The organism is Streptomyces sp. NBC_00775, assembly GCF_036347135.1.
Lineage (GTDB): Bacteria > Actinomycetota > Actinomycetes > Streptomycetales > Streptomycetaceae > Streptomyces > Streptomyces lutosisoli.
Genome location: NZ_CP108938.1, coordinates 755,367 through 776,422, shown reverse-complemented (window position 1 = coordinate 776,422; position 21,056 = coordinate 755,367). Strand labels below are relative to the sequence as shown.

At 70.1% G+C, this 21,056-nt stretch carries 21 protein-coding genes; 9 read left to right on the top strand and 12 right to left on the bottom strand.

Annotation, left to right across the window (positions count from 1 at the left end):
- Window positions 1–9 precede the first annotated feature (9 nt).
- Both OIC96_RS03700 and OIC96_RS03695 read right to left on the bottom strand, forming a co-directional pair.
- Complete coding sequence (locus tag OIC96_RS03700) at window positions 10–1,011, bottom strand: carbohydrate ABC transporter permease (protein ID WP_330310397.1); 1,002 nt, start codon at window positions 1,009–1,011, stop codon at window positions 10–12.
- Window positions 1,012–1,025: 14 nt separating this feature from the next.
- Window positions 1,026–2,339: an ABC transporter substrate-binding protein gene (locus OIC96_RS03695; RefSeq protein ID WP_330309321.1), complete on the bottom strand. Its 1,314-nt coding sequence runs from the start codon at window positions 2,337–2,339 to the stop codon at window positions 1,026–1,028.
- Window positions 2,340–2,508: 169 nt separating this feature from the next.
- Between OIC96_RS03695 and OIC96_RS03690 the strand changes: the two genes are divergently transcribed.
- Together OIC96_RS03690 and OIC96_RS03685 are read left to right on the top strand one after the other, a co-directional pair.
- Window positions 2,509–3,831, top strand: coding sequence for an ROK family transcriptional regulator (locus OIC96_RS03690; RefSeq protein ID WP_330309322.1), 1,323 nt, complete (start codon window positions 2,509–2,511; stop codon window positions 3,829–3,831).
- Between the two features lie 125 nt (window positions 3,832–3,956).
- On the top strand, window positions 3,957–4,790 hold the full coding sequence (locus OIC96_RS03685; RefSeq protein WP_330309323.1) for an alpha/beta fold hydrolase: 834 nt from the start codon (window positions 3,957–3,959) through the stop codon (window positions 4,788–4,790).
- Window positions 4,791–4,827: 37 nt separating this feature from the next.
- On the opposite strand, the gene OIC96_RS03680 is transcribed toward OIC96_RS03685, so the two are convergent.
- The 3 genes from OIC96_RS03680 to OIC96_RS03670 form a co-directional block, all read right to left on the bottom strand.
- Entirely contained in the window at window positions 4,828–5,787 is a 960-nt protein-coding gene (locus OIC96_RS03680) for an SDR family NAD(P)-dependent oxidoreductase (protein WP_330309324.1), read from the bottom strand.
- Window positions 5,788–6,116: 329 nt separating this feature from the next.
- The gene (locus OIC96_RS03675) at window positions 6,117–6,929 is read right to left on the bottom strand and encodes an SAM-dependent methyltransferase (protein ID WP_330309325.1); all 813 of its coding nucleotides are present in this window, start codon (window positions 6,927–6,929) and stop codon (window positions 6,117–6,119) included.
- Between the two features lie 184 nt (window positions 6,930–7,113).
- Window positions 7,114–8,154: a PHP domain-containing protein gene (locus OIC96_RS03670; RefSeq protein WP_330309326.1), complete on the bottom strand. Its 1,041-nt coding sequence runs from the start codon at window positions 8,152–8,154 to the stop codon at window positions 7,114–7,116.
- Between the two features lie 207 nt (window positions 8,155–8,361).
- Between OIC96_RS03670 and OIC96_RS03665 the strand changes: the two genes are divergently transcribed.
- The 4 genes from OIC96_RS03665 (at window position 8,362) to OIC96_RS03650 (ending at window position 10,519) form a co-directional block, all read left to right on the top strand.
- Window positions 8,362–8,598 (top strand): hypothetical protein, encoded by a 237-nt coding sequence (locus OIC96_RS03665; protein ID WP_330309327.1) that lies wholly within the window; start codon window positions 8,362–8,364, stop codon window positions 8,596–8,598.
- Window positions 8,599–8,984: 386 nt separating this feature from the next.
- A complete protein-coding gene (locus tag OIC96_RS03660) occupies window positions 8,985–9,359 on the top strand; it encodes a hypothetical protein (RefSeq protein ID WP_330309328.1) in 375 nt (124 codons plus the stop codon).
- A gap of 3 nt (window positions 9,360–9,362) precedes the next feature.
- Window positions 9,363–10,145: a hypothetical protein gene (locus OIC96_RS03655; protein WP_330309329.1), complete on the top strand. Its 783-nt coding sequence runs from the start codon at window positions 9,363–9,365 to the stop codon at window positions 10,143–10,145.
- A 2-nt stretch (window positions 10,146–10,147) separates the two neighbouring features.
- A complete protein-coding gene (locus tag OIC96_RS03650; RefSeq protein ID WP_406502300.1) occupies window positions 10,148–10,519 on the top strand; it encodes a peptidase inhibitor family I36 protein in 372 nt (123 codons plus the stop codon).
- Window positions 10,520–10,681: 162 nt separating this feature from the next.
- Here the strand turns inward: OIC96_RS03650 and OIC96_RS03645 are convergent, their stop codons facing one another.
- The 3 genes from OIC96_RS03645 to OIC96_RS03635 all read right to left on the bottom strand — a co-directional run bounded on the left by OIC96_RS03645 (window position 10,682) and on the right by OIC96_RS03635 (window position 13,257).
- Window positions 10,682–11,929 (bottom strand): ricin-type beta-trefoil lectin domain protein, encoded by a 1,248-nt coding sequence (locus tag OIC96_RS03645; protein WP_330309331.1) that lies wholly within the window; start codon window positions 11,927–11,929, stop codon window positions 10,682–10,684.
- Between the two features lie 136 nt (window positions 11,930–12,065).
- Window positions 12,066–12,680 (bottom strand): VanZ family protein, encoded by a 615-nt coding sequence (locus OIC96_RS03640; RefSeq protein WP_330309332.1) that lies wholly within the window; start codon window positions 12,678–12,680, stop codon window positions 12,066–12,068.
- A 211-nt stretch (window positions 12,681–12,891) separates the two neighbouring features.
- Window positions 12,892–13,257: a cupin domain-containing protein gene (locus OIC96_RS03635; RefSeq protein WP_330309333.1), complete on the bottom strand. Its 366-nt coding sequence runs from the start codon at window positions 13,255–13,257 to the stop codon at window positions 12,892–12,894.
- A 119-nt stretch (window positions 13,258–13,376) separates the two neighbouring features.
- Here OIC96_RS03635 and OIC96_RS03630 point away from each other — a divergent pair, with 119 nt between their 5' ends.
- Window positions 13,377–14,702: an extracellular catalytic domain type 1 short-chain-length polyhydroxyalkanoate depolymerase gene (locus tag OIC96_RS03630; protein WP_330309334.1), complete on the top strand. Its 1,326-nt coding sequence runs from the start codon at window positions 13,377–13,379 to the stop codon at window positions 14,700–14,702.
- A 24-nt stretch (window positions 14,703–14,726) separates the two neighbouring features.
- Here OIC96_RS03630 and OIC96_RS03625 read toward each other — a convergent pair whose 3' ends face one another.
- The gene (locus OIC96_RS03625) at window positions 14,727–15,407 is read right to left on the bottom strand and encodes a DUF4230 domain-containing protein (RefSeq protein ID WP_330309335.1); all 681 of its coding nucleotides are present in this window, start codon (window positions 15,405–15,407) and stop codon (window positions 14,727–14,729) included.
- Between the two features lie 180 nt (window positions 15,408–15,587).
- Window positions 15,588–17,444 (bottom strand): tetracycline resistance ribosomal protection protein Otr(A), encoded by a 1,857-nt coding sequence (otr(A), locus tag OIC96_RS03620; protein WP_330309336.1) that lies wholly within the window; start codon window positions 17,442–17,444, stop codon window positions 15,588–15,590.
- Between the two features lie 250 nt (window positions 17,445–17,694).
- On the opposite strand from otr(A), the gene OIC96_RS03615 reads away from it, so the two are divergent.
- Entirely contained in the window at window positions 17,695–18,648 is a 954-nt protein-coding gene (locus tag OIC96_RS03615; protein ID WP_330309337.1) for a ribose-phosphate diphosphokinase, read from the top strand.
- 90 nt (window positions 18,649–18,738) lie between these two features.
- Entirely contained in the window at window positions 18,739–19,932 is a 1,194-nt protein-coding gene (gene tuf / locus OIC96_RS03610; protein ID WP_330309338.1) for an elongation factor Tu, read from the top strand.
- Here the strand turns inward: tuf and OIC96_RS03605 are convergent.
- A complete protein-coding gene (locus tag OIC96_RS03605; RefSeq protein WP_330309339.1) occupies window positions 19,913–20,293 on the bottom strand; it encodes an anti-sigma factor antagonist in 381 nt (126 codons plus the stop codon). The two genes, tuf and OIC96_RS03605, sit on opposite strands and share 20 nt — an antisense overlap.
- A gap of 252 nt (window positions 20,294–20,545) precedes the next feature.
- Window positions 20,546–20,983 carry a MarR family winged helix-turn-helix transcriptional regulator gene (locus tag OIC96_RS03600; RefSeq protein ID WP_330309340.1) on the bottom strand — a complete coding sequence of 146 codons (438 nt, stop codon included), beginning with the start codon at window positions 20,981–20,983 and terminating at the stop codon, window positions 20,546–20,548.
- Window positions 20,984–21,056 lie beyond the last annotated feature (73 nt).

Here is a 21,056-nt window from a genome sequence, read left to right as displayed (position 1 = left end):
GTGGAGGTGCTAGACATCGGCCGTCTTCCTTCCTCGGGAGGTCAGCAGCAGGTAGACGCCCGTCACGGCGAGCAGGAAGAGCAGCAGCAGCACGGACATGGCGGAGCCGGTGCCGAAGTTCCAGGTGACGAACGAGGCCTGATAGATGTGGACCGAGATGAGGTCCGCGGCCTCCGGAGCGGTCTTGCCGAACAGGACGTACGGCGTGTTGAAGTCGTTGAACGTCCACAGGAACAGCACCAGGACCAGGACCTGGTTGACCGGGCGCAGTGACGGCAGGGTGATGCGGCGGATCCGTTGCCACATGCCGGCCCCGTCGAGGGCCGCCGCCTCGTACAGCTCGCCCGGGATGTTCTGCAGGCCGGCCATGACGATGAGGAAGGCGAACGGCCAGCCCTTCCACACCGACACGGTGAGCAGGGCGTAGAAGCTGTTGTCGCCGATCAGCCAGAAGGACGGCTTGTCGGTGAGGTGCAGCTGGTCGTGCAGGACGTGGTTCACCAGGCCGTTGTCGTGCTGGAACATGAACACCCAGGTGATGACGGCTGCGTACACCGGCAGTGCGTAGGGGACGAGGAAGAGTGCCCGGAGCAGGCCGCGGCCGCGGAAGGCGTCCTGCATGTAGACCGCGGCGGCCGTGCCGATCAGCCAGCACAGGCCGACCGAGAGCAGGGTGAAGCCGACGGTGACGAGGAACGAGTGGAGCAGCGCCTTGCCGATGGGCGCGCTGAAGTCCACGGAGACCTTGTAGTTGTCGAAGCCGGACCAGGGCGCGGTGCCCCAGTCGCGGATGTAGAACTGGGTGAGTTCCTTGAAGCTCATCACGATGCCGATCACCATCGGCACCAGGTGGACGAGGAGTTCGAGGAGCAGGGCGGGCAGGAGCAGCAGATAGGGCAGTCCGATGCGCCGGACGCGCCCGGTGCGGCGGGGACCGCGTGCCGCACCGGGGGAGCTCTTGCGCACCGTCCGCTCGCCGGAGTCGGCGGAGGCGGCGGTCGTGGTGGTCATGTCGGTGCTCGCGCTCACTTCGTCGGCATCTGCTGCTGGGCCTTCTGGAGCGCCGCCTTCACCGACGCCGTGGTGACCGGGTGTCCGGCGGCGGCAGCGGCGAACAGCTCCTTGACCGCCGTACCGACCGCCGTCTCGAACTGGGACTCGTCGGCGACCTGCGGAAGCGCTGCGGCGCTCTTGGCCAGGGTGTCCTTGAGGACCGCGTTCGCCGGGGTGTTGAAGGTGGCGTCCGTCTGGGCGGTCTTGACCGGCGGGATCGAGCTGTACGCCGTGTTGAGGACCTTCTGCTCCGCGTCACTGGTCATGAACTTCACGAACTTCGTGGCACCGTCGAGGTTGTCGGTGTTCTTGAAGACGGCCAGGTTGATGCCCGCGACCATCGAGTTGACGTTCGTGCCCGTCCCCGGGGTGCCGGACTGCACGGGCACCGGCGCGATGCCGTACGCGTCCTCGCTCATGCCCTGGGACTTCAGGTTGGCGGAGGCGGACTGCCACAGCAGCATCGCGTTCTTGCCCTTGGCGAAGTCGCTCACGGACTGGTTCTGCGCGTACTCGGCGTTGCCCGGCGCGATGATCTTGTCCTTGGCCATCAGGTCGACGTACTGCTTGACCGCGGCGACCGTGCCGTCCGAGGTGAAGTCGGGCTTGCCGTCGGCGGTGAAGAACCCGGCGCCGTGCTGCTGGGCGAAGACGAAGGTGTGATGGATGTTCTCCGACGGGTTCGAACCCTCGGCTCCCAGGCCCCACTTGCCGTCCTTGGAGAGCTTCTTGCCGTCGGCGATCAGCTCGTCCCAGGTGGTCGGCGGCTGGGATATCCCCGCGTCGGCGAACATCTTCTTGTTGTAGTAGAGCGCGTACGCCATCGAGTACAGCGGCACCGCGGCCGGGTCCTTGCCCTGAGCCCCCGTCGAGCCGAGCGCCGAGTCGACGAAGCGGTCCTTGCCGCCGATCTTGGCGAAGTTCTTCGCGTCCCACGGCAGCAGCGCCCCGGTGGCCTGCAACGAGGCGCTCCAGGTGTTGCCGATGTTGAGGACGTCGGGGCCCTGACCGGACGTGGTCGCGGCGAGGATCCGGTTGAGCAGGTCGGACCAGGGCACGACCTCCACCTTGACCTTGATCCCGGTCTGCTTCTCGAACTTGTTGAGTTCGGGCTGGAGGACCTTCTTGTCCACCTCGATGCTGGCGCCCTGGTTGGAGGCCCAGTACGTGAGCGTCTTCGGCGAGTCGTTGGAACCGCCATTTGACGAGCCGCCGCCACAGGCGGTCACGGCGGTCAGCAGGGAGATGGTGACCGCACCGGCGGCCGCGGCTCGGATTCTGCGCATGGCTGGGTATGTCCCTTTCCCGGAGGGAGAGCCACGAGAGCCGTCTGCGTTCACTTCCCGAACGACCCTCATGGCTTAATTTAGGACGTGAGTTAAGACCCGGAAGAAAGTCGCGTCAAGGGATCGCGCAGGGGTATCTTGCAGGTCGGGCAGGCGGGAAGGGATTCTCATGGCGGGGCGGAACGGGCGGACAGTGCGTGACCTGCGGCGGGGCAATCGCACCGCCGTGCTGCAACGGTTGTATTTCGACGGACCGATGAGCCGCTACGAGCTGGGGCCGGCCACGGGTCTGAGTTCCGGTTCGATCAGCAATGTGGTCGCCGAACTCGTTGCCGACGGACTGGTTGAGGAGGCGGGCAGCGTCGACTCCGACGGCGGCCGCCCGCGCACCCTGCTGCGCGTGGTGCCGGGCAGCGGCCACATGATCGGCGTAGACGTCGGCGAAACCCGCGTCCGCGTCGAGCTGTTCGACCTGACCCTCACCGAACTCGCCCGCACCGAACGGCCGTTGGAGCGCCAGGGATACGAGGCCGACCGGCCGCTGAAGCCCCAGGAGTACGACGTCGACGTCATCGTCGGCCATATCCGCGACGGCATCGCCGAGGTCCTCGCCGAGACGGGGATCGCCCCGGAGCAGCTCCTCGGCGTCGGTATCGGCGTCCCCGGCATCGTGGCCCGCACCCCGGAGCGCGGCGCGGTCGTGCACGGCCAGACGATCGGCTGGGACGCCGTCCCGCTCGAATCCCTGCTCCGCTCCACCTGCGAACTCCCCGACACCGTCCCGTACTTCGCGGACAACGGCGCCCGGACCCTCGGCCAGGCCGAGATGTGGTTCGGCGCCGGACGCGGCGCCCGCAACGCGGTCGTGGTCCTCTTCGGCTCCGGCGTCGGCGCCTGCCTCGTCACCGAGGAGGTGGAGAACGGCCGGTCCGTCGAATGGGGGCACCTGACGGTACGCGTCAGGGGGCGCCGCTGCCGCTGCGGCGCCCTGGGCTGCCTGGAGGCCTACGCGGGGGCGGAGGCGCTCCTCGACCGCTGGCGTGAGGCAGGCGGACGCCCGCCCGAGGGCACCGACGAGGAGACGGCGCTCACCGCGATGCTCGCCGCCGCGTACCCGGCCGGGGACACCGAGCCCGACCCGGTGGCGCTCGCCGTCCTGGAGGAGACCGCCGAGTACCTGGGCGCGGGCCTCTCCGACCTGATCAACCTCTTCCAGCCCGAGCGGATCCTCATCGGCGGCTGGGCGGGCCTCCAGCTCGGCACCCGCTTCCTGCCCGCCGTACGCCGGTACGCCGCCTCGTACGCCCTGCGCTACCCCGCCGAGCGCGTCTCCATCGACCTCGGCAGACTCGGCCCGGACGCCGTCACGGTCGGCGCCGCGATCCTGCCACTGGCCGACTTCTTCGCACGGGGCGGGCGGCGCGCCGAACCCGCGAGCGAGGGCCCGCCCCCGGCCTGGCGCACGGCCCTGGAGGAGCGCGCTCCGCACTGATCGACGTCAGCGGGTCCTCCCCGCTCCCGTTCGTATGACCTGTGAGGTAATCGACCAGGCCACCGCCTCCCGGAACCATGAAGGGCGTACCCACTCGCCCGTCACCGGATTCCGGGAGGATCCCCATGCCGTACTTCGAGAGCCCCGTCGATGGCGCCCGGCTGCACTTCGTGGACTACGGGCCCGCCGACGGCCAGGTGGTCGTGTTCGTCAACAGCTCCTACTTCGGTACGGAGATGTGGGAGTACCAGATGCTCCCGCTCGCCGAGGACGGGTTCCGCTGCGTCGGGTTCGACCGGCGGGGGCACGGACGGTCCGACGACGTGTGGGGCGGCTTCGACCTCGACAGCCTCGCCGACGATCTCGACGGGCTGCTCAGGCACCTGGACCTGCGGGAGGTGACGCTGGCCGGGCACTCGCTGGGGACCGCCGAGATCGTGCGCTGCCTGACCCGGCACGGAGCCGGGCGGGTGGCCGGGGTGGCGCTGGTCGCGGGCATGGTGCCGGGCGCCGTCCGGTCCGTGGATCACCCCGGAGGCGTCGACCCGGCGCTCATCCGGGCCGGCAACGACACCTTCCGACGCGACCGGGCCGCGTTCTTCGCGGACGGCGCCCGCGCGTTCTTCGCCCTCGACCTCCCGGGGAACGACCTCTCCGAGGCGTACGTGCGCTCCATGGTCGACCGCTGCCACGGAGCGACCGCGCGAGCCGGGGCGGCCCTGGGCGACCTCGTGGTCACCCTGAACGTGGCCCCCGAACTGGCCAAGCTCGACCTGCCCGTCCTCGTCGTGCACGGCACGCACGACGCGTCGGCGCCCCTGGACCTGACCGGCCGGCGGTCGGCGGAACTGCTGCCCGACAGCACCCTCAAGGTCTACGAGAACGCGGGCCACGGCCTGTTCGCCACGCACGCCGAGCGACTCACGGCGGACCTGCGGGAGTTCATCACCCGCTCATGACCCTGTTCGGTCCTGCGGTCCTGCGGTCGTACGGCCGTCACGCGAACGCGTTCACCCCGGTCAGCTCCGCCGACAGCTCCCACAGGCGCGCGGCCTGCTCGGGGTCGGTCGCGTAGTCGCGTACGCCGACCCGGGTGCCGTCCGCCGGAGCGGGCTCGGCGATGTCGCAGTCCTCGCAGTACACCCCGCCCATGCCGGCCAGCTGCGGCGAGGTCGCGGCCCACACCTGGGTGGCCGCGCCCTGCTCGGGCGTCTTGAAGCCCTCGGGGTTCAGCAGGGTGCCGCTCTCGTCGATCCAGCCGCGCTCGACCATCTCCTCCCTGGGGATGTGACGCTGGAGCGGTGTGAGGATGCCACCGGGGTGCAGGGAGAAGGCCCGTACGCCGGAATCCCGGCCGAGCCGGTCCAGGTGCACGGCGAACAGCACGTTCGCCGTCTTCGCCTGGCCGTACGCCTCCCACTTGTCGTAGCCGTTCTTCCAGTGCACGTCGTCCCAGCGGATGCCGGAGAAGTGGTGAGCGGCGGACGACACGGACACGACGCGCGCTCCGCCCGGCTCGATCGCCGGCCAGAGCCGGTTCACGAGCGCGTAGTGACCGAGGTGGTTGGTCGCGAACTGGGCCTCCCAGCCGGGTCCGACCCGCGTCTCGGGGCAGGCCATGATTCCGGCGTTGTCGATGGCGATGTCGATGACGCGGCCCGAGGCGAGGAACCGCTCGGCGAAGGTGCGCACGCTCTCCAGGTCGCCGAGGTCGAGCTCGTCCACCTCGACCCCGTCGACGCCGTCCAGCGCCTCCCGGGCGACGGCCGGGCGCCGCGCGGGAACGACGACACGGGCGCCGGCTTTGGCGAGCGAGCGCGTCGCCTCCAGTCCGAGGCCTGAGTAGCCGCCCGTGACGATCGCGAGCTTTCCGGAGAGGTCGATGCCGTGAAGGACGTCGTCGGCGGTGCTCCGGGCACCGAAACCCGAGCCGATCTTGTGCTGTGCAGTGGTCATGACGTGCACGCTACGAATTGGAGCGGACTCGAAGTCAAGCGGACGCCGCCGTGCCGGTGAGGGGTGACTCCGCGCCCCGGGCAAAGAGGGCAAAGAAAAGACCCCGACCGGACGGGGGAATCTCGGTCGGGGTCGCCTGTGGTGGGCACGGACGGCGGTCGCCTCACGGCGGGGGCTCCACAGGGCTTCAGCCGAACGATCGTCCCTGTGGGCAAAAGGTTAGGCCCGGGGACACTGTTCCATCCGCACCCACGTCCTGTTCAACGGAGAACCACCGGCAGGTGTTCCCCGGGACCGCGGCGACCCCGGTGACGTGCGTCACGGGGTGTTCACAGCTTCACGGCGACCGCGCCGAACTGGGGAAGTACGGCGGGGGAGCCGGCATCGGCACGCCACTGCGAGCACGGGACGATTCCCGGCGTGATCACCTCCAGGCCGTCGAAGAAGGCCGTGATCTCCGCGCGGCTACGGGCCGTGATCGGCGGGGTGGCGTTCTCGTTCCAGAACTTCATGGCCTCGATGTTGCCCTCGCCGCCGACATCGGCCTCGGTGGTGGGGTGGGTGAGGACGAGACAGCTGCCGGAGGGGACCGCGGCCATGATCCGGCGCACGATGTCCTGTGCCTGCCCGGTGTCGAGGACGAAGTTGAGGATGCCCAGCATCATGACCGCGACCGGTTCGCCGAGGTCGAGGGTCGCGGCGGCGCCCTCGACGATGCTGTCCGGGCGGTGGACGTCGGCGTCGAGGTAGTCGGTCGCTCCCTCGGGCGTGCTGGTCAGCAGCGTACGGGCGTGGACGAGCACGATGGGGTCGTTGTCGACGTAGACGATCCTCGACTCGGGCGCGATCCGCTGGGCGATCTCGTGGGTGTTGTCCAGGGTCGGCAGTCCGGTGCCGATGTCCAGGAACTGCCGCACCCCGCGGTCGGCGGTCAGATGGCGGACCGCGCGGCCCAGGAAGTCGCGGTCGGCGCGTGCCACGTCCCGGATGACCGGGAACATCGCCGCGACCTGGTCACCGACCGCCTGGTCGACCTCGTAGTTGTCCTTGCCGCCGATCCAGTAGTTCCAGACCCGGGCGTTGTGCGCCACGCGGGTATTCAGCCTCGCCGAACCGCCCACCGGGCCCTGGCTCGCGCTCACGTCTTCCCCTCTCCGCGCGCCGAGCGGGTGTGCCGGGCGCATGCGACAGCCGCCACGGCGGCACCGGACCGTCGCCGTCATTGTGCCGCCCGCCGATCTCGGTGTCCGGGGAACCGGGCGGGTCCCTGTCCGCCCGCTCGACGGCACGGGCGTGCCGGGTGGGCGGTTCCGCGCGAGGGACACGTCAGGGGCTCGTCGCGCGTGCCGGTGTCTCCCGGTCCGCCGCCCAGGCCAGTAGCTCCTCCGCGGTCCATGTCGTGATCACCCGCTCGGCCGGCACCTCGCACTCCTCGGCCCGTGCGCAGCCGAGGATCTGCCAGTCGAGCTGGCCGGGGGCGTGGGCGTCGGTGTCCACGGAGAACAGCACGCCCGCGTCGACCGCCCGGCGCAGCAGCCGGCGCGGCGGGTCGAGCCGCTCGGGACGGCTGTTGATCTCCACGGCCGTCCCGGACTCGGCGCAGGCCGCGAACACCGCGTCCGCGTCGAAGTCCGACTCGGGCCGGCCGCGCTCGCCGATCAGCCGGCCGGTGCAGTGCCCGAGCACGTCCGCCAGTGGATTGCGTACGGCGGCGACCATGCGGCGGGTCATCGACCGCGCGTCCATGCGCAGCTTGGAGTGCACGGACACGACGACGACGTCCAGCCGCTCCAGCAACTCCGGCTCCTGGTCGAGCGATCCGTCGTCGAGGATGTCGCACTCGATGCCGGTGAGCAGCCGGAAGGGGGCCCAGCGGTCGTTCAGTTCCGCCACCACGGTCAGTTGTTCGCGCAGGCGCTCGGGGGACAGGCCGCGCGCCACGGTCAGCCGCGGCGAGTGGTCCGTGAGCACCGCCCACTCGTGCCCGAGCCGCGCGGCGGTGCGGCCCATGTCCTCGATCGGACTGCCGCCGTCCGACCAGTCGGAGTGCAGATGGCAGTCCCCGCGCAACAGCGCCCGCAGCCGCTCACCCCCTCGGGCGAGCGGAGCAGCCCCGGTCTCCCGCTCCAGCTTCTCCAGGTAGGCGGGCACCTCACCGGCCAGCGCCTCACGTACCACCTGCGCCGTCTTCGGACCGATCCCCTTGAGCGACTCCAGCGTCCCGGCGGCGGCCCGCTCCGCCACCTCGTCGGCGGGCAGCGCGGCCAGTACGGCCTCCGCGGTGCGGAAGGCACGTACGCGATAGGTGGGGGCCAGGGCCCGCTCCAGCAGGAACGCGATCCGGTCCAGGGCTTCGACGGGGTCCATCGGCACCTCCTGCCTCCAGCGTTGCCCAGCCCTCGGGGGCCCGCACGGCGGAGGACGGGCGGCCCTGCGACTGGGGCGCCACCCGGCCGCTCACCCGGCTGGGCGAACACGCCGACTCCGGCCGTCCGGCCACACGAGGGGCCGCCGGGGCCGAGGTGCTCCCACCGCTCAGCCGCTGCCCCGGGGGAACCGATCTACGCTCTATTCATGACCGAAATCGCGAGCCCCCACATCTCCCACCCACGGATCATGGTGCTCGGGGTACAGCCGGGCACGCCGCCGTTCCGGATCATGGAAATCGACGGCGAAGTGGTCGGCGCGGCCAAGGCGATCACCGATGTCCTGGAGACCGCCGCGGCCTACGGCATCACCGTCCACGATCTCGACGACCCTGAGGTCGTCCGCTGGGTGGGAGGCGACAAGCTCACCTGGAGACCGCGCTGACACCGGGCACGGCTCGCGCGGGCCGGGCAGAGGCTCGGGAGCGCTGGGCAGGGACCCGGGACACCCGTCCGTGAAGCGGTGGCGTACGGCCGTGACGAGGCGGCGCACGGCCACGAAGCGGTGGCGCACGGCCATGAAACGGCAGTGCTCACGCTTGACGCCGCAGCGCCCGGCCATGAAGTCCGAGCGGCCCGTGGAGGCCGGGGGAGCGCGCGGACCTGCGGGTTTCGCGCCGGTGTGAGCCGCTGGGGGCCGAATGCCCCCGCACCCCAGCAAAGATCATCATTCGGCGGGAACCGGGCATGGGCTCGCACCCGCCAGGGCACGTTGATCTTGCCGGGTGATCACGACCGCCCCGGCGCCCCCTCTTCCCTACGGGAGTCGTCATGTTCCGTGGCTTCGCCGTGCCCGCAGCCGCCCTCGCCGCCACCGTCCTGGCCGCCACCACCCTCCTGAGCGCTTCCCCCGCCACCGCGGCAGGCAGGCCGCTGGCCGGAGACGTCTGCTTCTGGACCGCCGCGGGACAGCACGGCTCGTCCTGGTGCTACACCCCACCCGGCTATACGGATGTGCCCGACTTCCTCCACGACAAGGCCGCCTCCTTCCGCTCCAACGCCGACAGCGCCGTGTACGCCATCGACTGGGGCCGCGACACCTGTTACTACCGGCTGATCCGCGCGCACGACCTGGCCGACAACTGGCCCTGGGGCGCCCGGCTCGACGGCGTCGCCGATACGACGATGGGCTGCGAGGTCGGCTGACGCGTGCGATCACTTCGCGCGCTGTGCGCCACCGCGCCCGCGGTGCTGGCCCTGCTGGGAGCGCTGACGCTGACCGGATGCGCCACGACGACGGAGACAACGGGGGCGACGGCCGGGCGGGGCGCCCTCGCGCTGCCCACCACCGAGCGCGGCAAGGACGCTCTCATCGACACCGCCCAGCAGGTGCTCGTCGACCAGTGCCTGACCCGCCAGGGCCTGACCCCGCGCCACCCGTGGGACAAGCGGCGCGCCTCGGGCGACCCGAACCGCCACCCTGTGCCCGCGGACGACCGTGCGCTCCAGGCCGCCCTCTTCGGCCGCGGCCGACCCGAACTCTCCGTCACCCTGGCCACCGGCTACACCGTCACCGCCCACACCGACGGCTGCCTGGCCGCCGCGCAACGTGAGCTGTACGGGGACCAGGCCCGATGGTTCCGAACCCGGGTCGTGGTGAACAATCTGCGGGCCGAGGCCCAGCAGCGCATGCGACGCGACCCGGACTACCGCGCCGCCACCACCCGTTGGGCCCGCTGCGCCACCCCGGCGCACGCCCCCCGGCCCGAACGCCCCGAGACCGCCGTCTCCGCGCGCTGTGCGCGCCAGAGCGGCCTGGCCCGGCTCCGCGCCCGGCTGGAGCCGGCGCTGCTGGCCCGCGTCCGCGCCGACCGGCGCGACCAGCTGACCACCTACGAGCAGCTGCGCACCCGCGCACTGCACCGCGCGGCGGCCCTGTACGCCGAGCGGACCGTTCCGGTAACCCGTGAGAAAGGCAGTACCTCTTCGTGATCATCAAGCGTCTCGCCACCTCCGCCGCAGCGGCCCTCCTCGCCCTCGGGGGCGGTCTGGCGTTCGCCACGCCGTCCGGCGCCGCGGACTGTCCCAGCGGCAACTTCTGCGCCTGGGAGAACGCCAACTTCGACGGTCAGCGCGCCAACTGGTCGGGAGACGACGGCTGGTGGGAGAGCTGGATCGCCGACACCGACTCCTCCTGGGCCAACCACGGCATCTCCGGACCAGGCGTCAAGGACCACGTCAAGGTCTACGAGGACGCCTGGCAGGGCGGCGACATGACGATCTGCCTGGCACCGGGCGAGGAGGTCGGCTACAACGCCGTCGCCAACGACCGCGGCGACTCCCACACCTGGTCCATGGGCTGCTGACCGGCCGACACCGGGCCGCCTCGGTTCCGTCCGCCCGCGGTGGGGGCCGCGGGCGGACGGTCAGAAGCCCTGGGACCGATGACCGAACGACACGGAGGGTCCGGCCGGGGCATCCCGGCCGGACCCTCCGCCCGCCCGCCCGAGCGGTCTCTCAGTCCGCCGTCAGCCCACCGTCCACTTCTGGTTGGCTCCACCGGAACACGACCAGATCTGCAGCCGCGTACCGTTGGCCGAGTTGTTCCCGGTGACGTCCAGGCACTTGTTGGCCTGCGGATTCACGATGTCGTGGGCCGCGGTGACCGTCCACTTCTGGTTCGGGCCGCCGGTGCAGTCCCACAGCTGGACGGTCGAGCCGTCCGCCGTGCCGTTGCCGGTGACGTCCAGGCACTTGCCCAGTGCGCGAAGGGTGCCGTCCGAGGACACGGTCCACTTCTGGGCGGCGGTGCCGTTGCAGTCGTAGAGCTGTACGGCGGTGCCGTTCGCCGGGTTCGCCCCGGCCACGTCCACGCACTTGCCCCCGAGACCCGTGATCGGGGCGCCGGTGCCGCCCGAGCTGTCGCTCGTCGTCACCTTCACCTCGTCCACGACGAGCTGCTGCGGGAAGACGGTGGAGCCGTCGGGGTCGCCGGGCCAGTAGCCGCCGACCGCCAGGTTGAGGATGAGGAAGAACGGCTTGTTGAACACCCACGAGTTGCCGCCCAGATCGGCGGGCGTACGCCGCTGGTAGACCGTCCCGTCCACCGACCAGGTGATCGAGTCGGGCGCCCAGTCGACCGCGAAGGTGTGGAAGGCGTCCGCGAAGGCCTGGCCGTTCGGCAGGGAGTACGCGGCGCCGATGCCACCCGAGCCCGAGTACCCGGGACCGTGGATCGTGCCGTGCACGGTGGACGGCTCGTAGCCGACGTTCTCCATGACGTCGATCTCACCGGAGTTCGGCCAGCCGACCTGTCCGATGTCGTTGCCGAGCATCCAGAACGCGGGCCACATGCCCTGCCCACGCGGAATCTTCATCCGGGCCTCGACATGGCCGTACGCGGTGGTGAACTTCCCGGCGGTGTTCAGCCGGGCCGAGGTGTACTGGCAGGTTCCGTACCAGCACTGGTAGTTGGCCGGATTCTCCTTGCGGGCGGTGATCACCAGATGGCCCTGGCCGTCCAGGGCCGCGTTGTTGCTGCCGGACGTGTAGTACTGCCGCTCGTGGTTGTTGACGTTGTCGCCGGTCTCGATCTGCCACTTGGACGAGTCGACGGCCGAACCGGCGGGCCCGTCGAAGGTGTCCTGGAACGTCACGGCCGCTGCGGCCGCCGCGGCCCCCGCGTGAGCGGGTGCGACGGCGGCGGACGCGGACGCGACGAGAACGGCGGACAACGCGGCGAAGAGGCATCTTCGGAGCAGGCGCGGGGAGTCCATGACTCTCCCTTCCGTACGGCGACCCGGGAGACGGGTGGGCCGACTGAGGTGGGGGTGCATGCTTCGCCTCTTGATTTAAGAAGTGAGGTAAGGGGGTGTCAAGAGTCTGGTCCGGACCTTTACTTGAGGTGACTCGTCAGGCGCGACGACCACTCTTGGGGTGCACCGCCCGGCCGAGCCGGCGCCCCAGTAGCAGATAACCCACCAGTGCCCCCGCCGTGTTGAGGATGACGTCGTCGACGTCGAAGGCGCGCCCGGTGATGAGTGCCCCCTGGACCAGCTCGACCAGCAGCATGACCGCGGCGGTCAGCGCGAGAACGCGCAGGATTCCCCGGGCCTTTGGAGCCAGCACGGGCAGCAGCACACCGAAGGGCACCCCGAGCAGAAGGTTCCCGCCGATCTGCTTGACGGCGTCGCGCAGCTCAGGCTGGGAGAGGTAGGCGTTCAGGGACCGGCCGGGGTGGAGATTGCTGTGGACCAGTGCGGTTGACGCCGGAGACGGTTCCAACGTCAGCCGGGCCAGCGCGGCGGCGAACGCCACCATGGCCGCGAAGGCCAGCGCCATGGTCAGCAGTCGTAGCGGAAGCGGGAGCGCCCCTCGCTCCCGGGGCGGCGCCGAGGCCCGGCCACCGGACTTCGCCGCCGGTGTCTGGCGCTCGGACTTCGTTGTCGGTGTGCGGCGGCCGGATTTCGCTGTCGGTGTCCGGCGCCCGGCTTTCGCGGCACCGCTGCGTAACGCCGTACGGACCATGCGATCCTCCCGGTTTCAACTGCCCTCTGGATAAAGGCGGTTACCCCGGATGGAGGCATAGATGCCGATTGGCACGCCGACTGGGGGAGCTGTGCACCAAGGGGCGGCGAGGGGGCTGTGAGAGGGACGGCCAGAGGGCGCGGCGAGGGTCCAGTGGGGCGATCACCTCACCCCACTGGACCCTCACGCCACTGGACCCTCGCCGCGGCGCCTAGTCGTTCGTCGGCTTCGCGTACGTCGTCGCCATGCCTCCCGCGAAGTCGTACACGATGACCTGTTCGTCGCCCACGACCCATGCGTCGTGCCCCGGCGGGCACACGAACACATCGCCGGGTCCTACTTCTCCTTCGCCGCCGTCGTCCATGCGGATGTGCATCCGTCCCTGGACGACATAGCCGTTGTGGTGGATTTCGCAGCTCTCGGTCCCCGCGAGGGGGGCCACGGACTCGGACCAGCGCCAACCCGGTTCGAAGGTCCCCACGGCGAAGTCGAGCCCGGTCATGTGGACCGCTTCGAGGTGACCGCGGGGGAAATCACGTCGTTCATCCGGCTTGTCGACCGTCTTGATCTCCAGCATGACGGCTCCCTTCACTTGCCCCCTCCATCGTCAGCCCGCCGACAGGGGACTGCCATCCGGGAAGACGACCGCTGCAGGACGGTTGCCCCGTGGGTCGTGGGAGCGCTTCCATGGATGCCATGTCCACGTCACTACGTACAAGGAAACCGCTCCGGTCCGCGCTCGGCGCGCTGCTCGCGGCGCTGGTGCCGTTACTCGCCGCGGTGCTGCTCACCGCACCCCCGGCCTCCGCCGCCCCGGTGGCGACCACCGCCCCCGCGGCCGCCACAGCCTCCCTCACCGAGGTGACGAACTTCGGCACCAATCCCAGCAACCTCCAGATGTACCTCTATGTGCCGGACAGCGTCACCGCCCACCCGGCGGTCCTGGTGGCCGTGCACTACTGCACGGGCTCGGGTCCGGCGATGTACTCCGGCACCGAGTACGCCTCACTGGCCGACCGCTACGGCTTCATCGTCATCTACCCGTCGGTCACCCGCAGCAGCAAGTGCTTCGACGTCTCCTCGCCGCAGGCCCTGAGCCGCGGCGGCGGCAGCGACCCGGTCGGCATCAAGTCCATGATCGACTGGGTCACCCGTACGTACAGCGCCGACACCGGAAGGATCTTCGCCACCGGGATCTCCTCCGGCGCGATGATGACCAACGTCCTGCTCGGCGACTACCCCGACGTGTTCGCGGCGGGCGCCGCGTTCGCCGGGGTGCCGTTCGGCTGCTTCGCCACCACCGACGGATCCGAGTGGAACAGCGCGTGCGCGAACGGCACCGTGACCCACACCCCGCAGGAGTGGGGCGATCTGGTCCGCGCCGCCTACCCCGGCTACAGCGGGCCCCGGCCACGGATGCAGCTGTGGCACGGTACCGACGACGCCACGCTCCAGTACCCCAACTTCGGGGAAGAGATCAAACAGTGGACGAACGTCCTCGGCGTCAGCCAGGCGCCGACCGCCACCGACTCGCCCCAGTCCGGGTGGACCCGCACCCGCTACGGCTCCACCGGGGACCAGGCTCCCGTCGAGGCGATCAGCCTCCAGGGCGTCGGACACAACCTGATGACCACCGGCATGGCGGCCCGCGTCCTGACCTTCTTCGGCCTGGACAGCACCGGCCCCGCACCCCAGCCCCAGCCGGGCGGCTGCCGGGTGGCGGTCACCACCAACGCCTGGAACACCGGCCTGACCGCCTCCGTGACCCTCACCAACACCGGCACCACCGCCGTCAACGGCTGGCAGCTGAGCTTCACGCTTCCCTCCGGCCAGACCATCACCAACGGCTGGGGCGCCACCTACGCGTCGGCCACCGGCACGGTCACCGCGACCAACGCCACGTACAACGGCACGATCGCCCCCGGCGCCGCCGTCACCATCGGCTATCAGGCAAGCCACAGCGGCAACGCCGGGTCGCCCACCGTCTTCACCCTCAACGGCACGGCTTGCAGCGTCACTTGACCAAGGCGTCCTGGCCTCGACGGGTCAGGCGCCGTAGCTGACCGTCACCTCCTCGAAGCCCAGGGAGTGCAGCAGACCTTTGAGCATGCCGGTGGTGTTCGCCTCGGCGCGCGAGGTGAGGCGGCTGTCCTTCGCCGCCTCACCGATGTGCTTGGCCGCGAGCTTCTGCACGGCCTGCTCGCTGTTCGGGTTACCGGAGAAGATGTCGCCGATCCGGTCGAGGAGACCGCGCTGCTTGGAGACGGCGTAGGAGTGGTCGGGGTCGAGCGCGGGTTTGCCCAGCACCGCGTGCGGCAGCCGGAGCGTGGCCGACGTACGGTCGCTGTTGACCGTCACGTCCTTCTCGCCGAGCGTGCCGAGGTCGACATACGCGTCGACCGTGCCGGCCCCCACGTACAGCGTGCGGGTGCCGCGGATCGCGTCGGGCAGGTATTTGGCGTCCTTCTCCAGGTCCACGACCACCTGGAAGTTGCCCGTCGCGGCGTCGTAACGGCTCATGTCCTGGATCGACGTGAGGAGTGCGGGGCCCGACCGGTCGTGCGTCTCGGTGCCGAACAGATCGCGCAGCCCCGGCAATACGGCCAGCCGAAGCCCGGCGAACAGCACCACGAGCACCAGCACGAACGCGGTGACCACTTTCGCCCAGCCGGGCATCCTCCGCTTGGTGGACGTCGAGGGGGGCGTCTGCTTGATGGACGTCGTCATGTCGACGGTCCTCCTTTCAACCGTTCGTGTACCCTCCATGTCCCTTGACAGGCCGTTGTGTTGGCGGATTGATGCCGGTGCCGGGCTCGCGCGGCCAGGTCAGGTACATATGGCCCCCTGCTCCGGCCGTAGTTGGCTGTAGGCCGAGAACGCACTGTGTCTGCTCGTCCACCGAATCCGCTAGACGGGGCGGTCGCCCGAGACGCGGGACCACCACACGCCCTCCCCGCGCGTCAGCCCCGGCAGCCGCAGCTCGACGTCCCGCACCTGCCGGGCCGGCAGCTCGCCGGTGACCAGCCACGCGGTGCGCCCTCCCGTCGTCTCCTTGAACTCCGCTCCGCAGGACGCCAGTTGAGCGGTCACCGGGGCCAGCGCGTCGAGCGGGAGCTCCACCTCGAACGCGTGATACGGCTCGTACACCCGCGTCCCCGCCCGCTCCAGGGCGCGCCGCAGCACGATCGGGGTCAGTCCGCGGAAGTCGGCGGCCGTGCTGAGCGGCGCGGCGAACCCGGAGCGGATGAGCGTGACCCGGTAGTCCGTCACCGGCCGGCCGTACGGACCGGTGAGCAGGGTCGCGTGGACGGTGTCCTCGATCGCCTGGTGGAACGCCCGGGGCAGCGCGCCGAGTTCCGTCTCGTAGGTGAAGACACCGCCGGAGCCGCGCGGTCCCGGTTCGACGCGCAGCCCGACCGTCGCCCAGAATCCGAGGTGCCCGTGCCGCTGGATCTCCTCGGACGCCTCACCGGTGCCCTCCGGGCGTTCCAGGAGCCGCACCCTGCTCGGCTCGAAGTCGGCCTCGATGCCGAAGTCCTGGGCGAGCGTGGCCGCGAGGACCTCCTTCTGGACCTCGCCGTAGAGCAGCAGCGCGGTGCTGCCGGACGCGGCGGGCCCGGCGTGCATCAGGGGGTCCTGATCGGCCAGGGTGAGGAGCGCCGAGCGCAGCGGGGCGGCCTGGGCGGGGTGCCTGGCCCGTACGAGCGTCTCCAGTGTCGGGGCCGCGAACTGCGGTGCCCGGTCGGTGCCGTGGCCGAGTCGGTCGCCGACGCGGATGCCGCCGACTCCTCGCAGCGCGGCGATGTTCCCCGCGGTGAGGGAGGCGGCCCCGGGCTGTCCGACCACCTCCAGTGCGAGCGCCCGGCCGGGCACCGGCACGGTCCGGCCGTCGGCCTCGCGACGCAGGAACGTGAGCCGCTGACGGCGCGTCACCTCACCTTCGTACAGGCGCAGATACGCCGTCCGCTCGCCACCGGGTCCGGGCCGTACGGCGAAGACCGTGCCGCGTGGCTCATCGGCGGGCGGTTCCTCCGGGCGGGGAACCAGCCGGATCACCGCCTCGACCAGCTCGGCGACGCCCTGTCCGCCGAGCGCCGATCCGAAGAGGACCGGATGGACCGAGCCGTCGGCGGTGCGCGCGGTGAGCGCCGCCCACAGCTCGTCGCGTGTCGGCGGCGGGCCGTCCACGAGCGCGGCCAGGACGTCGGAGTCCACCTCGGCGAGCGTGCCGGCCGCGAGGTCGTCCAGCGGGCGCGGCAGCACACGGGCGGACGCGGTGCCGATGTCCGTCACGTGCGTGAGAGGGACGACGTACGGCGTGAGGCGGCGCCGGATGTCGTCGAGCAGCCCGTCCTGCCGTGCTCCCGCCCGGTCGATCTTGTTCACGAAGACGAGGGTGGGCAGGCCGAGCCGCCGCAGGGTCTTCATCAGGACGCGCGTCTGCGCCTGGACACCCTCGACGGCGGAGAGCAGCAGCACGGCGCCGTCCAGGACCTCCAGGGCGCGCTCGACCTCGGCGATGAAGTCGGAGTGCCCGGGGGTGTCGATCAGGTTGACCTGGACGTCCCCGGCGGTGAAGGCGGCGACGGCCGAGCGGACGGTGATGCCGCGCTGCCGCTCGATCTCCCCGTCGTCCGTGCGGGTGTCCCCGGCGTCGACGCTGCCGAGCCGTTCGATGGCGCCGCCGTCGAACAGCAGCCGCTCGGTGAGGCTGGTCTTACCCGCGTCGACGTGGGCCAGAATTCCGATGTTCAGGGTGTGCATGGGTGGTCGAGTCCTCGAGAACAGTCGTCCGGTAGGGGCGCTGAGAAGTTCCGAGGAATCGGCGCATGCGGGTTCTCCTGAATCCGAGGGGGCGCTGGCCACGCCATCATGGCGTGGCCCGGACGGTCGTCCGCAACCGGTTTTCCCCCGGGTCGAGTGCCCGAAAGGTGCCCAGTAGCATGAGGCACGCACCCCGGGTCGATCTTGCCAACCGGCGACGCAACCCGGTTCTCTCATGCGAGGAGCGGTCGTGCGTGACATCGCCGTGTTCAGCGGTAGTGCCCATCCCGAGCTGGCGGCCGAGGTCTGCGCGCATCTCGGTGTGCCCCTCAGCCCGACCCGGGTCAGCCGCTTCGCGAACGACTGCCTGGAGGTCCAGCTCCAGGCCAATTGCCGCGAGCGCGATGTCTTCCTCGTGCAGCCCCTGGTCACACCGGTCCAGGAGCACCTCGTCGAGCTGCTGATGATGTGCGACGCGGCCCGCGGCGCCTCCGCCGGCCGGATCACCGTGGTCATGCCGCACTACTCGTACGCCCGCTCGGACAAGAAGGACATGCCGCGGATCTCCATGGGTGGCCGTCTCGTGGCGGACCTGCTGGTGGCCGCCGGGGCGAGCCGTGTCCTCGCGATGACACTGCACTCTCCGCAGGTGCACGGTTTCTTCTCGGTGCCGGTCGACCATCTGCACGCCCTGCGCGAGCTGGCCGCGCACTTCAGGAACTACGACCTCTCGCGTACGACGGTGGTGTCGCCGGATCTCGGCAACGCCAAGGAGGCGGCGGCGTTCGCGCGGCTCATCGGCGCCCAGGTGGCCGCCGGTGCCAAGCAGCGGTTCGCCGACGACCGGGTGAGCATCAGCTCCGTCATCGGTGAGATCACCGGGCGGGACGTCATCGTGCTGGACGACGAGATCGCCAAGGGCAGCACGGTCCTCGAACTCCTGGAGCGGCTGCGGGAGTTGGGGCCGCGGTCCATCCGGGTCGCCTGCACCCACGGCCTGTTCGCGGCCGGTGCGCTCAAGCGGCTCAGCGACCAGAGCGACGTCCTGGAGATCGTGTGCACGAACACCGTGCCGGTCCCGGTCGCGGAGCACACGGAGAAGCTGCGCATCCTGTCCATCGCCCCGGCGCTCGCCGAGGCGGTGCGGCGCATTCACAACGGTGAGTCCGTCAGCGCCCTGTTCGACGCGCCCCAGAGCGAATAGACAGGAGGGAGCGGAAGTTCCTGCCGATCGCCCGGCCGGGAAGCCGCGAAGCAACGCTCGGCGTCACCCAGGTGATCAGGAGGGCTTGCAGTGGCGAAGGCGAAATTCGAGCGGACCAAGCCGCACGTCAACATCGGCACCATCGGTCACATCGACCACGGTAAGACAACGCTCACCGCGGCCATGACCAAGGTGTTGCACGACCAGTTCCCCGACCTGAACCCCTACACGCCGTTCGACCAGATCGACAAGGCTCCCGAGGAACGCCAGCGCGGCATCACGATCTCGATCGCCCATGTCGAGTACCAGACCGAGAACCGGCACTACGCGCACGTCGACTGTCCCGGGCACGCCGACTACATCAAGAACATGATCACGGGCGCCGCCCAGATGGACGGCGCGATCCTGGTCGTCGCGGCGACCGACGGCCCGATGCCGCAGACCAAGGAACACGTGCTGCTGGCCCGGCAGGTCGGCGTCCCGTACATCGTCGTCGCACTCAACAAGACGGACATGGTGGACGACGAGGAGATCCTGGAACTCGTCGAGCTGGAAGTGCGCGAACTGCTCACGGAGTACGAGTTTCCGGGCGACGACGTCCCGGTCGTGCAGGTCTCCGCGCTCAGGGCCCTCGAAGGCGACCCGAAGTGGAGTCGGTCGATCCTTGAACTCCTCGCGGCGATCGACGAGTTCGTGCCGGAGCCCGTACGCGATGTCGACCGGCCGTTCCTGATGCCGATCGAGGACGTCTTCACCATCACGGGGCGCGGCACGGTCGTCACCGGTCGCATCGAGCGCGGTGTGCTGAGGGTCAACAGCGAGGTCGAGATCATCGGCATCCACGAGCAGAAGACGAAGACCACCGTCACCGGCGTCGAGATGTTCCGCAAACTCCTCGACGAGGGCCGGGCGGGGGAGAACGTCGGACTGCTGCTGCGGGGTGTGAAGCGCGAGGACGTGGAGCGGGGGCAGGTCGTCATCAAGCCGGGCTCGGTCACCCCGCACACGGAGTTCGAGGCGCGCGCGTACATCCTGTCCAAGCACGAGGGTGGCCGGCACACACCGTTCTTCGACAACTACCGGCCGCAGTTCTACTTCCGTACGACGGACGTGACCGGAGTCGTGACCCTGCCCAAGGGCACGGAAATGGTCATGCCCGGCGACAACACCACCATGCATGTGCAGTTGATCCAGCCCATCGCCATGGAGGAGGGGCTGAAGTTCGCCATCCGTGAGGGCGGCAGGACGGTCGGCGCCGGGCAGGTCACCAAGATCCGGAAGTAGCCTCCGGCCGGCTCAGCGCCTCGTCCAGCGACGAGCAGGGCGGCAGGACGCGAGCGAGGCCGGTCACCCGGAGGATGCGCAACGTCAGCGGCTGGGTGCAGACGAGGTGCAGCCGTCCGCCGCGGGCGAGGACGCGGCGCCTGGCCCGGTAGAGCAGCCGCAGGCCCGAGCAGTCGAAGAAGTCGACGGGCCGCAGGTCGATGACGACCTGCGGCGCGTGGCCCCCGGTCGCGGAGTCGAGGACCGGGGTGATCTCCAGCGACGCGAGGATGTCGATCTCCCCGTGGAACTCCAGCACCAGGTGACCGCGGTCCTGGTGGATGCGCAGATGCCGGGTGAGCGGTGCGGGGTCGTGCGCCACGAGTCATCACCTCCAACCGGCAGCTGCCTGCTCCCGAGGGCAGGGGCCAGGTGCACCGGGGGCTGGGGTGACGACATCCAGCGAGCTTGGAGACGTCACCAGGGCACCGGTGGTTGCAAAACCGTTCCTTGCTTTGCAAGTTACCCTCGTTGGAGCGAATTCCAGCATGTTCGATTGACATATGTCTTCGATTTGCGCGGCGAGTCGCCCCTCGGAGTGGATACCGGGGTCCTGCGGGGTGGGGTAACCGAGTTACGACAGCGCGTGCCATGCCTTGGACAGCGCTTGCCTGAACTGGTCGCTCTGGTGCGAGGTGAGGTCCTTGACCATGCGCTCCTCCAGCTCTCGTACGGCGTCCGCGAACCGCCCGAGCACTTCGCGTCCCTCGTCGGTCAGCAGGATCAGCAGCTCGCGTCGGTTGCGCGGATTGCGCTCGCGGCGCACCAGGCCGCGGTTCTCCAGTGAGCGCACCAGATCGGCCATGGACTGCGCCGTCACGAACGAGTCGCGCGCGAGCTGCGCCGCCGACAGGCCGTCGTGCCGCTCCAGGACGGTGAGCGAGGTGTACTGCAACGCGGTGATTCCCGCCGGTTTCACCAACTCGTCGAGGTGTGAGCGCACGACGAGCTCCACCTGCTTGACCATGTAGAGCAGCGACGGGGGTGCCTTGGTTGCCTGGGTGCCGACCATGGGTTCAGCCTAAGGCATTGACAGGAAACCTGTCTGTAACGAGACTGCCAACCAACAGGAATCCTGTTGGTTG